We start from the raw sequence: 13,150 nt of genomic DNA, 5'->3' as shown, positions 1-13,150 counted from the left end.
GGAGCCTTTTTCGCTTCGTGCGTTGGATCTTGTTGCTGGTGATGACGACTGGCTCGACCGGGGCACTGGCCTATACCGCGTCGGTGACCGGCGTTGCCGGCACGCCGGCAACGATCAGCGGCACGGGGGCGCTGGTGCTCGTTCCGCCAGCAGGTGCGACTACGGGCGACGTGCTGGTCGCGACGGTGGTCACCCAGACCGGCATGGTCATCGCGCCGCCGCCCGGCTGGACGGGGGTCGAGTATGTGTCGGCCAACGGGCTGGACATGGCGACCTACTATCTGGTGCTGACCACTACTCCGGCGGCGAGCTACGCGTTCTCGTTGAACTACGGCGGCAACAATATCAAGACCACCGGCGGCATTGTCTATGCCCGCGGGGCCAGCACCTCGGCGCCGCTGTGTGCCAACAAGCAGCTGACCGGAGCGAGTGGCACGACCATCACCGCGCCGGCGGTTGGCTACAGCTGCCCCGCCGGAAGCCTGCAACTCAACCTCTTCGGCGCGGTTAACGGCAACAGCGCGCTGACGCCGGCCTCCGGCACTGCCGGGCTTCAGTACAACACCGGCGGCGGGCCCAATGGCACGGCGATGGCCGCCTCCTGGAGGACGCTCGCGAACACCGGTGACAGTAACGCGGCGAGCGCGAGCAATCCCCAGGCAGGTGCCTGGGGCGGCGTCAGCATCGTGTTGCAGCCCGGGGCGCCGGTCTGTTTCTCCGACAGTTTCAATCGCGCGTCGCTCGGACCCGACTGGGTGACGACCACCGTGAGCGGCGCTTTCACGCCCGGCACGGTGACATCCCCCTCGCCTGCACGGGTGCGGCTGACCGACAACCTTGGCAACGAGTCCACCGCGATGACTTTGCAACGCTTGATCCCCGCGGCCAATGGTGTGGTGGAGGTCACGCTGAAGTTCTATGCCTACGGCCAGACCAATCCTGCCGATGGTGTCGCCGTCATTCTGTCCGACGCGGCAGTCACCCCGCAGGCGGGCGGATTCGGGGGGTCGCTCGGGTATGTGGGATTCGCGGGAGGCTGGCTCGGCGCGGGGCTTGATGAGTACGGAAACTTTTCCAGTACTGCGGGCGGTCACCTTGGCGGCCCGGGTCGGACCCCCCAGTCGGTTTCGATTCGTGGTTCCGGCTCGGGCCCAGGAGCGGCGACGACTGCCTATCGCTGGATCGCTGGCACGGGCTCGCTTTCGCCGACCTTGTCTACGAACACGACCAGCACGACCCCTTCGCCGGGCTATCTGTACCGGGTGACCGTCGACTCGCGGACGAGCGGGAAGAGCCTGGTCACGATCGAACGTGATACCACCTCGACCGGAAGCAGCTATTCGACCTTGCTCGGGCCGGTGGACATCATGACCTCAGCCGGCCAGGTCGCAGCGCCGGCGAACCTGATGCTCTCTTTTGCCGGCTCCACAGGCGGCAAAATGGCCTTCCATGAGATAGGCGCCCTGAAGGTGTGCGCTAACGCGATCAACCCGATCACGACGCAGATCGACCATATCCGCTTCCTGTACACCCAGCAGGCGCTGACCTGCCAGCCCTCGACGATCACCGTCAAGGCGTGCATGGATGCCGCTTGCACGGCGACCTACAGCGGCAACCTCGACGTGACGCTGAGCCCTACCGGCTGGGTCGGTGGCGATGCCCAGACAATCAACGGTGCGGGCTCCGTGCTGCAGCTGTTCAAGCCTACTGCGGGTACCTACACACTGGACGTGGCCGGGACTTCCGTACCGCTCAAGCCATACAGTGCTCCGCAGTGCTGGCAGGGCGGCGTACAAACCGACTGCAGCATTGTCTTCAACGACGCGGGGCTGGTCTTTTCGGTGCCCAACTTCACGTCGGGTCAGACGACGCCGACGGTGACCGTCTCGGCGATGCAGAAAACGAGTCCGGGGACTGCGTGCGTACCGGCGTTTGCCAACGTCACCCGTAACGTCGGCTTCTGGTCCACCTACACCAGCCCGGCGACCGGCACGATGAACCTGGCGGTGAGCGGCACCAACGTCGGCACCGCGGCGGCGTCGGCCACCACCTTGCCTTTGAGCTTCAACGCCAGCGGGCAGGCCAGCATCAACGTCAGCTACCCGGATGCCGGCCAGATGACGCTCAACGCGAAGTACACCGGCAGTGCTGCGACCAGCGATGCCGGCCTCGCGCTCACCGGCAACTCGACCTTTGTCGTGTCGCCGGCGGGGCTGTGCGTCGACAGCCCGGACGCGAACTGGAATTGCGCGGCGCTCAGTCCGGCCTGCACCAAGTTCAAGCAGGCCGGGCAGACCTTCAACCTGCGGGTCAGCGGGCGGCGCTGGGTGTCGGGAAGTACTGACCTTTGCAGCAACCCGGTCACGCCGAACTATCAGCAGCTGGGGATCCCGCTGACATCCACGGTACTTGCGCCGGCGGGCGGCGTTTCCGGTGCGCTGGGCGTCACGAGTGTGGACCTCGCTGCAGGCGATGCGGGTTCGCGCACGATCAGTAACCAGACCGAATCGGATGTGGGCGTCTTCCGCATCACGGCCACGCCGGGTGCCGGTGCGTACTTCGGCGTTACCGTGCCGGGCGGTAGCGGCACCACCGGGCGCTTCTACCCGGCCGGTTTCGCGGCTTCTTCTATTGTGCTGAACAACCGCAGCGACCTGAGCTGTGCGCCGGCGTCGAGCTTCACCTACCTTGGCGAGCCGCTGAATGCGTCGTTCGCGCTACGCGCGGTGTCCGCGGCGACGGGCAATCCGGCTGTCTTCAACTACTTCGGCAGTTTCGCGCTGCTGAGCCTGGCCAGCCCGGCGCCCCTGGCCTTCGCCGCGCAACAGGGGACGACGTCGTTCAACAGCCGCTTGTCCGCCGCTTGCAGCGGCAGTGGCGGTAGCTGCGGAACCTGGACGCTGAACGGTGCCGCCATCAATGCGGACCTCACGGTGGCACGCAACATCACGGTCGACGGCCCTTACGCCAGCGCATTGTTCGGCCTGAGCCCGGTCGATAGCGATGGCGTGCGCATGTTGCCGCTGAACTTCAGTTCGGTGCCTGGCGGGAGCAGTGACGGTGGCCAGCTTGGCACCACCGAGCTGCGCTACGGCCGCATGCGGCTCACCAATGCCTATGGCACCGGCCTGCTGGGCCTGAGCGTGCCGGCGAGCATGGAGTACTACAACGGCAGCACCTTCGTGAAGAACACCGCCGACAACTGCACCACCCTCGCGGCGCCGGCGAGCGTACTGGTCGGTAGTGCCGGCACGCCGACCAGCACGACGCTGTACTGCGCCGGCGGACTGGGCTTCTACCCGGTTGTGCCGCCGCGTAACCAACTCTCGGTGGGGAGTACCACGCTGAGCGTCGGCTCACCGGTTGTTGCGGGCAGCGCAACGGTGAAACTGAGCAAACCGGGGGCGTCGGGTTACGTTGATCTTGCTTTTTCCGTGCCAAACTGGCTTAAGTTCAATTGGGACGGCGTGAAGAACGCGGCGGGCTGTACCGTTGCGGGCGCCGACCTGAATGACGACAACCCGCGGGCGCGGATCCGCTTCGGGGCGTATCGCAACCCGTCGATCATCTTCATGGGAGAGAGCTATTAGCTTCGCGGGCAGGACCTTTGCATTGGGCGGGATCAAACGCCGGGCGGCCGGTGGCGGTGCGCCGCTGAACATCGCCTGTGGCGCCGACAGCATTGTCGCAACGCGCATTGCCGCGGCCGACGCTGATCGCCCGCTCGTGCAACTGGCGAAAGTTGACTTCGGTCCGGGCGCCCCCCGTGCGCGTTGCGAGGCGCTCGAAGCGGCACTCGGGCTGCGGCGCGACACGATCCGCCTCTTGCTGAGCGCGGGGGAATACCAGTTCTTCCAGTTTGAGATGCCGCAGGTGCCGGCCGAGGAGTTGAAGACGGCGGTGCGCTGGCAGGTGAAGGATCAACTGCGCGGTGCTATCGATGCGACCACGATCGACCTTGTGCCGGCGCTCGAAGATGCCGGCGGCGTGCGACGTCCGCAGGGCTATGTGGTGGCCGCATCCAACGAATTGCTGGTCGACTGCATGCAGCGCTTCCGCGCCAGCAACTCGTCGGTCTCGGTGATCGACGTGCCGGAACTGGCGCAACGCAATATCGCCGATCTGCTGGAGGAGCCGGGCCGCGCCACCGCGATCATGTCGATCAGCGAGGGCGGGGCGATGCTCACTGCCAGTCGCGGCGGCTACGTCTATTTCACCCGCAGCTTCGAAGCCTCGCTCGATGCGATACGCCGCAGCGACGAGGCGCGGCGCAGCGTGTTCGATCGCCTGGTGCTGGAACTGCAACGCTCGGCCGATGTGCTCGAACACCAGTTCTCGCACCTCTCGGTGTCGGCGCTGTGGCTGGCGCCGTTCCCGCATCGCGATGAGTTGTTGAGCCTGCTGATCGACGCGCTGTACTTGCCGGTCAAGGCCATCGAGCTTGACGTGCTGTTCGACTTCACCCCGGTTGGCAAGCCGGTCGATGAACTGCACGCCGCGGCCTTGTTCCTGCCGCTCGGGCTCTGCCTGCGGGATCGGGGCGCGCGATGAAACCGAACATCAATCTTGCCGACCACGCATTGCTGCCGCGCGAGCCGCATTTCACGCTGGCCAGCCTCGTCGCGGCACTCGGTCTGGTCGCGGTGGCCTTGGTGCTGGTCGCAGCCTGGTCGATGCATGTCGCCGGCCAGCGCGCGGCAGAACGTGCGGCCATGCAGGTGCAGCTCGACCGCATGCAGCGCGAGATCGCTGCGCTGACCGCGCAACTTGCGCCGAAGGGCGATGAAGCGCAGTTCGCCGAACGTCTCGCAGCGCTCAGCCAGGAAGGCGAGGAACTGCGGCGGGTGATGAAGATGCTCGAGGGCGGGGGCGTCGGGTCGACAAGCGGGTTCTCCGCGACGCTGGGGGGGCTTGCCGGCAACCGGGTCGAAGGGGTCTGGCTGACCAGCCTGCACCTGACGCCCGAGCGCGCCGAATTTTCCGGCAAGACGCTGAGCGCGGAGCGCCTGCCGCAGTTCATCGGCGCGCTGGCGCGCATCGATGCCTTGCACGATCGCAGTTTCGCTGCCGTGGAGATCAAGGAAACCCAGCCTGCTGCCGTAGATAGCAGTGCCAGCGCGCCGGTTGCGAAGTACGCGCCGCTGACGTTCCGGATTGGACAAGAGGAAGCAGGCAAACGATGAAGGCTCGCTGGATCCACCTGAGCGACCGATTCAATGCGCTCGCAGACCGCGAGCGCATGCTGCTGTCTGCGATGAGCGTGGGGGTGCTGCTGGCGCTGTTCTGGCTGATCCTGATTGCGCCCGCGATGAACCGGCAGGCTGCTGACCTGGCGCAGATGCGCAGTCTGCACGGCCAGCTTGATGGCCTGGCCGAGCAGGCGCGCCTGCTCGAAGAGGCGCGCCGCAATGATCCGGTGGTGCAGAAACGTGCCCAGATCGAGTCGCTTACCCAACAGAACCTGGCGTTGAAGGCGGCGCTGTCGGGCAAGCGGGCGCTGCTCGCCGATCCGAAACAGATGCCGACGCGCCTGCGCGACCTGCTCGCCCGGCAGCCGGGTCTGGAACTCGTCAGTCTGCGGACCTTGCCGGTCGAGAACCTCACCGCGCGCGACGACAAGGCCAACGCGGCGCCGACGCCGGCCTCAGGTCAGGCGTCCCCGCCCGGCACGGCGATCTATCGCCACGGTTTAGAGATCGCGGTGCGCGGGGAGTATGCTGCGATCGCGCGTTGGCTGACGGCGGTCGAGCAGTTCGGCTGGCAGGTGTTCTGGGGGCAGATGGATCTGCAGGTTGAAAAGTACCCGGTGTCGGTCGCGACCGTCACGATCTACACCCTGAGCCTGGACCCGGCATGGTTACGCCTGTGAGACGCTGGACGCCCTGCCTGCTGCTGACGCTGCCGCTGCTGTGCCACGCGGCGGACGCGTTGCGGGCCGGCGATCCGACGCGCCCGCCAGAGGGGCTGTTGCAGCCTGCTTCGGTGAGCGCGCAGGCGGGTGAGCCGCTGGTGCTGCAATCGGTGCTCCTGGCGCCTGACCGCAGGGTCGCGGTAATCAGCGGACAGCCGGTGCGAGTCGGCGGTTACGTCGGCAACGCGAAGCTGGTGGCGCTCGATGCCAATACGGCGGTACTGCAGGAAAACGGTGAGAAGCGCGTGCTGACGCTGCTGCCGGGTATCACACACGAAGCCGGCGCAAAGATCCGGCCGGAGAAGAAGCGATGAGAGGGGGAGCATGATCCGCCGATACTGCTGCGCTGCGCTGGTGCTCGCGCTGCTGTCCGCCTGCGCGACGCGACCGCCTGCGTACGAGGCGCCGCGTGAATCGATCAAGGCCGAGCTGGCTCAGGCGGCCAGTACCGCGCCGGCGGCCGCGGCATCTGCGCCGGTCGAACCGAAACTGATGCCGTCGATGCGTATCGACGAACTTCCGGCTGCGCGCCGCCAGGTCGAGCCGCAACCGCGATTCGATCTGGTCGTGAACAACGCGCCCGCCGCCCAGGTGCTGCTCAGCATCGTCAGCGGCACGCCTTACTCGATGATCTTGCCGCCTGATTTCAACGGCAAGATCACGATGAACCTGCGCGACGTGACGGTGGCCGAAGCGCTTGCCGCCATCCGCCAGGTCTATGGCTACGACTTCCGCGTCGAGGGGCAGCGCATCGTGGTGCAGCCGCAGACCCTGCAGACGCGGGTGTTTCAGGCTAGCCACCTCGATCTGCAGCGCAAGTCGGTGAGCGACGTGCGCGTGATTTCCGGGTCGGTGAGCGACGGAAACCCCAGCAATTCTTCCGGCAATAGCACCAATAGCGGGACGTCCACGACGCAGAGCTCCGGCGGCAGCAGCTCGAGCTTTGTTGCCAACCGCATTACCAGCCAGACCAAGAGCGACTTCTGGAACGAAGTGTCCACGGTGCTCGCGATGATCATCGGCGAGGGCGAGGGCCGCAAGGTGGTGGTCAGCCCGCAGACCGGCGTGATTGTGGTGCGTGCGATGCCACAGGAAATCGCGCAGGTCGAAACCTACCTGCGCGCGGCAAAGATCGCGCTCGAACGCCAGGTGATCCTCGAAGCGAAGATCATGGAAGTGCAGCTCAACAACCAGTTCCAGGCGGGCGTGAACTGGGCGGCATTCGGGCACATGCGTAGCGATGGCAGCGGCCGCTATTCGGTCGGCCCCGTCTCGCCCGGCACCACGCTGTCGACCGACAGCGCGGCCGTCGCAAATACGATCAGCGGGATCGCCGGGCAGACGCTGGCGAACGCTGCGACTTCGGCAAACACCTTGTTCGGTCTCGTCTTCCAGAGCAACAACTTCGCCGCCGTGATCAGCCTGCTCGAAACACAGGGCAAGGTGCACGTGCTGTCCAGCCCGCGCATCGCAGCGATGAACAACCAGGCGGCTGTGCTCAAGGTGGGCACCGATGATTTCTTCGTCACCAACATCAGTTCGACGACGACGACCAGCACGGTGTCTTCGACCACGCCTTCGGTGACCTTGCAGCCCTTCTTCTCCGGCATATCACTCGATGTGACGCCGTCGATCGACGAGAACCGCAACGTTACGCTGCATGTGCATCCGTCGGTCAGCCAGGTCAAGGAGATCCAGCGCCAGATCAATCTCGGGACGATGGGGACGCTGACGCTGCCACTGGCATCGAGCAACGTCAGCGAGACCGACAGCGTGGTGCGCGGGCAGGATGGGCAGATCATTGCGCTGGGTGGCCTGATCCGCGAGGCGCTCAGCGACGACGTCGATCAGGTGCCGGTGCTCGGCAGCGTCCCGCTGATCGGCCCGCTGTTCCGCAGCACCAACAAGACGGTGGTCAAGCGCGAACTGGTGATCCTGATCCGCCCGACCATCGTGGATGCCGCGACCTCCAGCGAGGATGTGCGTGGCGCCGATGGGCGCATGAACCGTCTGCTGGAACTCGACAACCTCAGTTTCGGCCGCTGATTGGCGGTCGTGCTGCGCGGCGCCGCAGCCACGCTGCCGCGTGGCCCCTTCCCTGATTGGGCATTCACTCTCGATGATCGAGCTGCACTACTACCCGAGCAATGCGAGCCTTGCGCCGCACATGCTGCTCGAGGAAATCGGCGCGGAATACGCACTGCGACTTGTCGACCGGGCGCACGATGCGCACAAGTCGCCCGAGTACCTGAAACTCAACCCGAACGGCCTGATCCCGGTGCTGGTCGACGGTGACCTGGTGCTGTTCGAGTCCGCGGCGATCTGTCTGCATCTGGCCGACACGCATCCAGCATCCGCTCTGGTGCCGCCGGTCGGGAGTGCCGAGCGGGCGCATTTCTACAAGTGGCTGTGCTGGCTCACCAACACCCTGCAACCGGCGCTGATCGCCTATTTCTACCCGCAACGCTGGGCTGAATCAGACGATGCCGTGGCGCAAGTAAAGGCACATGCCGAGCAGCGCATCGGCGCCATGCTCGACTTGCTCGATGCGGAGTTCGCGCGGCATGGTGGCGATTGGCTGCTTGGCGATCGCCTTTCGGCCGTCGACTTCTTTGCGCTGATGCTGTGCCGCTGGACGCGTGGCTTTGCGCGGCCGGCGCGCAGCCTGCCGCATCTTGGCCCCTACCTCGCACGAATGCTCGCGCGGCCGGCTGTCGTGCGCGCCTTTGAACAGGAAGCGCTGCCGCAACCCTGGGCGTAGCTGATCGTCTGGCTCCGCGTGATTGCGGCGTGCTTCGGGCCGAGCTCACTGCCCGTTGAGCGCCGCCATCAGGTGCTCGAAAGCCGCATCACGGTCGGCGGCTTCGCGCGCTTCGAGGTCGTGCCGCCGACGGTCGTGATCGGCCAGGACGGCAACCGCACGCTCCAGATCGAGCATCACCACCGGCGCGCTGCAATACGGGCAGTTGCAGTCCTTCAACGCGTTCAGCGGCGCGCCGCATTGCCGGCACGACAGCGCCAGCAGGCGCTGGGCCGGCTGCGCCAGGTCGGCTTCGGTGACGTTGCGCAACAAGCCTTTTTCGGCCAGGAACTGCGCGTGCGTCACCGCGTGGCCATGGGCGCTGCGGCAGCGGTGGTGGATCATGCGGCCGTAGCGGCTCATGTTGTGGATGCGGTCGAGCAGGCCGGTGCAGCGCGGGCAGCGCAGCACGTCGTTGAGCGGTTTTTCGGCAGTCGGCTCGGCGGCCGCAATCAGCCGGAACAGGGCGAGCAGGCCATCGCGCGCCAGGTTGGCGGTTTCCATCTGGTCGAACCACAGCAGGCGGCACTGCGCGCAATGGTCGATTTCGACGGTCATGCCGTAATGCGCGGCAAGGGTGAGTTGCGTCATGCCGCAGGTACAGTTGGGGCAGAGGGCGGTCCGGGTCATGCGGGTTTGCGCACAGCGCTGAGTAATTGCGAGAGTTCGACCGCGGAGCGTACCCCCATCTTGTCGAAGATGCGCGCGCGGTGCACTTCCACCGTGCGCATCGAGATGTCGAGCGTGTCGGCGATCTGCTTGTTGAGCTTGCCTTCGAGAATGCGCGCCATTACCTCCTGCTCGCGCGGCGTCAATGCCGCGAGGCGCGCTTCAAGGTTGGCGCGGGTGCCCTGGTCAGCGCGGTTGCGCGCATCAAAGGCCAATGCCTCCTGCACGAGATCCACCAGCTCGTTGTCGTTGCAGGGTTTTTCCATGAAGTGCCAAGCGCCGCGGCGCAGCAGTTGCACGGCCATTGGCACATCGGCGTGGCCGGTGAGAAAAAGCACAGGCAGCGTGGCGCCGCGCGCAAGCATCTGTTCGAAGCATTCCGGCCCGCTCATGCCGCCGAGCCGCACGTCGAGTACCACGCAGCCGCGCATGGCCGGGTCGAGTTCGGCAAGGAAGGCCTCGCCGCTGGCCCAGGTGCGGCCGGCGAGCTGGCGGCTTTTCAACAGCCAGGCCAGCGCATCGCGAATTGCTTCGTCATCGTCGACGATGTGGATCAGCGGTTCCATGTGAGTCTCCGGCGGGCCGTCCGGTGCGAGCGTGAAGGTCGCCGGTGCGGCATGCGTCGCATCCTAAACCTTGATCGGCAGGGTCAGTTGGAACACCGTACCGCCGCCGGGGTTGGGCTCAAACCAGAGGCGGCCGTGGTGCAGTTCGACGATCGAGCGGCAGATGTTGAGGCCCATGCCCATGCCTTCGGCCTTGGTGGTGAACAGCGCGTCGAACAGGCGTTCGCCCACTTCGGCGGCGATGCCGGCGCCGTGGTCGGTGACCGAGACGCGCACCCAGCCTTCCACCAACGCAGTGCGGACGGACAGCACCCGTCTCGCTGCGGGCGTATCACGCATCGCGTCGAACCCGTTGCGGATCAGATTCACCAGCACCTGCTCGAGCATGACGGAGTCGGCATGCACCGGAGGCAGGTCCGGCGACAGTTCGGCCTCAAGGCGTATGCCACGGCGGCGCGCTTCGGATTGCACCAACTCGAACGACTCTTTGACCGCCGCGTTGATGACGGTCGGCCGGAAGTTCGATTCGCGCTTGCGCACAAAGTCGTGCACCCGCCGGATGATCTGCCCGGCGCGCGTCGCCTGCTGCGCCAGTTTCTCGATCGCTGTTTCGATTTCGCTCGGAGGCAGGCTGCCGGTGCGCAGTGCATTGAGCGCGCCGGTAGCGTAACTGGTGATCGCGGCGAGCGGCTGGTTCAGTTCGTGCGCGAGTGAGGACGCCATCTCGCCCATGGTGACCAGCCGCGCATTGGTCTGCAGTTTTTCCTGCTGCTGGCGCGCGAGTTCCTCGGCACGGCGGCGCTCGGTAATGTCGAGCACCGACCCCATCCAGCCGGTCTGCCGACCATCGGCATCGATCAAGGGTGCCTCGTAGAGCAGGGCATCGAATTTCTCGCCATTCTTGCGGCGGAAGCGCAGCTCGATGCCCTGCGAGGGCGCGTTGCCGGCGAGGATGCGGTCGTGCACTGCGCGGGTGTGTTCGAGATCGTCCGGCAGCCAGTACGGCATCGGCGGCGACATGCCGACCATTTCTTCGGCGCTCCAGCCGAACATGCGGCAAAAGGCCGGGTTGACGTAGGTGATGCGGCCTTGCAGGTCGCGCGCGCGCAGCCCGGTCAGAAGCGAGTCCTCCATTGCCTTGCGTACGGCCATCTCGTGACGCAGCGCTTGCTCGGCGTGCTGGCGCCGGCGCATGTGCCGGCGCAGCATCAGCAGGCTCCACACCGTCGCTGCGGCGAACACGATCACCGCGCCGGCGAAGGCTAGCGGCACGAGGCGCACGCCGTTGCGATAGGCCTCTACCTTCAGCGTGAGGCCGTGACCAGGCGGGTCGAAGGGCAACTCGTAGCTCAGTTCCGGCAGCAGCGCCGCAACCTGCGATTTGGCGGCCACTTCCACGCCACGCTGATTGAGTACCGAGAGGCGGTAGCGTTCCGAGAACCACCATGGCACCTGCGCGGAGAGTACGTGGCGCAGCGCGTAAACAGCGATGACATAGCCGACCAGACTGTGGCCGTCATGCCAGGCGGTCGCGACCGCGAAGCTGCCTTCATTGGGCGGCGTTTCGGCGTAGCCGTAGCCGGGGCGTCCGAAGGCGCGCGCCATGTCGGCGGCCTGCGCGATCATTTCCGGGTCTTCGGGGCGAAGCTCCGGCGGCCAGGCGCCTTTTACCGACAGGCGCGCGTCGACCCACACCACGCGCTGAAAGCCGGCATCGCCCTGGGTGAGCTGGCGCAGCCGTGCGACCGTGGCCGCGTCGGGTTCGGCCGAGGCAAAGAGATCCGGCGCCAGTTGGTTGAGCAGCCCCTCGTTGCGTTCGAACTGAAATCGCAGGTTCTGTTCCAGCCACAGAACATCTGACACCAGCGTGGCGCGCTGGTCTTCACGATCCTGCTGCAGCGTCAGCACAACGAACCCGACGATGCCGGCGGCGAGCGCGAGCAGCGCCAGTGCCGGCAGTCGCCAGTACCACTCGCTTGCGTGCAGGGAGGGTGCGCGGGGTCCGCTGTCCATGCGCCGGATCTTAACTGCGCAGCCCGCCGGCGGCGCGCCGATTGTGGATGTCCACAATGGCCCTGCTGCCGTCGTGGATCTAAAACTCGAAACAGGGCGATGTGCCCATCGAACGACATGCCGGGCGGGTCCGGGGGGGACGCAGTCATGCAAAGACGTTTTGTTGTGATGTCGGTCTTTTGGGTGCTGGCGCTGCAGTGCTGGTCGGGGGGGGCGCGCGCGGACGCGCCGATCGTGATCAAGTTCAGCCACGTGGTCGCGAAAGACACGCCCAAGGGCAAGGCTGCAGACGAGTTCGCGCGGCTTGCTTCGGTGAAGACGAACGGCCGTGTGAAAGTCGAGGTGTATCCGAACAGCCAGCTGTACAAGGACAAGGAGGAGATGGAAGCGCTGCAACTGGGGGCGGTGCAGATGCTCGCGCCATCATTGGCCAAGTTCGGGCCACTCGGCGTCAAGGAGTTCGAAGTCTTCGACCTGCCCTACATCTTTGACGGCTACGACGCGCTGCACCGTGTGACCAACGGGCCGATCGGCAAGGAGCTGCTCAAGCATCTCGAGCCCAAGGGCATCATAGGGCTGGCCTACTGGGACAACGGATTCAAGGCGTTCTCTGCGAACAAGCCGACCAAGGTGCCGGCAGACTTCAAGGGGCTCAAGATGCGCATCCAGTCTTCGAAGGTACTCGATTCGCAGATGCGGGTGCTGGGGGCGAATCCGCAGGTGATGGCCTTCTCCGAGGTGTATCAGGCGCTGCAGACTGGGGTGGTGGATGGCACCGAGAATCCGCCTTCCAACTTCTACACACAGAAGATGCACGAAGTGCAGAAGTATCTCGTGCAGTCAGATCACGGTTACCTCGGCTATGCGGTCATCGTGAACAGGAAGTTCTGGGAAGGGTTACCGGCCGACATCCGCACCCAGCTCGATGCGGCGATGATCGAAGCCACTCGCTACGCCAACGCGATCGCGCAGAAGGAAAACCTGGACGCGCTGGATGCGGTGAAGAAGTCCGGCAAGACGCAAGTGCTTGCCCTGACCCCGCAGGAGCGCGGCGAGCTGAAGGCAGTGCTGCTCAAGGTGCACAAGGAGCAGGAGTCGCGCGTTGGCGCCGAGCTGATCAAGGCGATCTACAAGGAAACCGGGTTCAACCCGGCGAAACCCTGATCGGCCGTTTTGGGGCGGTGGCGGTGC

The 13,150-nt window shown here is 65.7% G+C and carries 11 protein-coding genes; 8 read left to right on the top strand and 3 right to left on the bottom strand.

Annotated elements, in window-relative coordinates; genetic code table 11:
• The first annotated feature begins 17 nt into the window (after positions 1 to 17).
• The 7 genes from GGR36_RS09175 to GGR36_RS09145 all read left to right on the top strand — a co-directional run bounded on the left by GGR36_RS09175 (position 18) and on the right by GGR36_RS09145 (position 8,672).
• Positions 18 to 3,590: a DUF6701 domain-containing protein gene (locus GGR36_RS09175; RefSeq protein ID WP_183634291.1), complete on the top strand. Its 3,573-nt coding sequence runs from the start codon at positions 18 to 20 to the stop codon at positions 3,588 to 3,590.
• Between the two features lie 22 nt (positions 3,591 to 3,612).
• Entirely contained in the window at positions 3,613 to 4,551 is a 939-nt protein-coding gene (locus GGR36_RS09170; protein ID WP_183634290.1) for an agglutinin biogenesis protein MshI, read from the top strand.
• Positions 4,548 to 5,183, top strand: coding sequence for a PilN domain-containing protein (locus GGR36_RS09165; protein WP_183634289.1), 636 nt, complete (start codon positions 4,548 to 4,550; stop codon positions 5,181 to 5,183). Before GGR36_RS09170 ends, GGR36_RS09165 begins: the two co-directional genes overlap by 4 nt.
• Positions 5,180 to 5,869, top strand: coding sequence for a type II secretion system protein GspM (gspM, locus tag GGR36_RS09160; RefSeq protein ID WP_183634288.1), 690 nt, complete (start codon positions 5,180 to 5,182; stop codon positions 5,867 to 5,869). Before GGR36_RS09165 ends, gspM begins: the two co-directional genes overlap by 4 nt.
• The gene (locus GGR36_RS09155; RefSeq protein WP_183634287.1) at positions 5,854 to 6,225 is read left to right on the top strand and encodes an MSHA biogenesis protein MshK; all 372 of its coding nucleotides are present in this window, start codon (positions 5,854 to 5,856) and stop codon (positions 6,223 to 6,225) included. Before gspM ends, GGR36_RS09155 begins: the two co-directional genes overlap by 16 nt.
• 10 nt (positions 6,226 to 6,235) lie before the next feature.
• The gene (gene mshL, locus GGR36_RS09150) at positions 6,236 to 7,957 is read left to right on the top strand and encodes a pilus (MSHA type) biogenesis protein MshL (protein WP_183634286.1); all 1,722 of its coding nucleotides are present in this window, start codon (positions 6,236 to 6,238) and stop codon (positions 7,955 to 7,957) included.
• Positions 7,958 to 8,030: 73 nt separating this feature from the next.
• Positions 8,031 to 8,672 (top strand): glutathione S-transferase family protein, encoded by a 642-nt coding sequence (locus tag GGR36_RS09145; RefSeq protein ID WP_183634285.1) that lies wholly within the window; start codon positions 8,031 to 8,033, stop codon positions 8,670 to 8,672.
• Positions 8,673 to 8,717: 45 nt separating this feature from the next.
• Here the strand turns inward: GGR36_RS09145 and GGR36_RS09140 are convergent, their stop codons facing one another.
• The 3 genes from GGR36_RS09140 to GGR36_RS09130 form a co-directional block, all read right to left on the bottom strand.
• Positions 8,718 to 9,302: a hypothetical protein gene (locus GGR36_RS09140; RefSeq protein ID WP_183634284.1), complete on the bottom strand. Its 585-nt coding sequence runs from the start codon at positions 9,300 to 9,302 to the stop codon at positions 8,718 to 8,720.
• Positions 9,303 to 9,337: 35 nt separating this feature from the next.
• Positions 9,338 to 9,946: a response regulator transcription factor gene (locus tag GGR36_RS09135; protein ID WP_183634283.1), complete on the bottom strand. Its 609-nt coding sequence runs from the start codon at positions 9,944 to 9,946 to the stop codon at positions 9,338 to 9,340.
• Positions 9,947 to 10,009: 63 nt separating this feature from the next.
• Complete coding sequence (locus tag GGR36_RS09130) at positions 10,010 to 11,959, bottom strand: sensor histidine kinase (protein ID WP_183634282.1); 1,950 nt, start codon at positions 11,957 to 11,959, stop codon at positions 10,010 to 10,012.
• Positions 11,960 to 12,106: 147 nt separating this feature from the next.
• Between GGR36_RS09130 and GGR36_RS09125 the strand changes: the two genes are divergently transcribed.
• A complete protein-coding gene (locus GGR36_RS09125; protein WP_183634281.1) occupies positions 12,107 to 13,123 on the top strand; it encodes a TRAP transporter substrate-binding protein in 1,017 nt (338 codons plus the stop codon).
• Positions 13,124 to 13,150 lie beyond the last annotated feature (27 nt).

The sequence above is a fragment of the Niveibacterium umoris genome, from assembly GCF_014197015.1.
GTDB classification, from domain to species: Bacteria; Pseudomonadota; Gammaproteobacteria; order Burkholderiales; family Rhodocyclaceae; genus Niveibacterium; species Niveibacterium umoris.
This window is presented reverse-complemented; position numbering and strand designations above follow the sequence as displayed.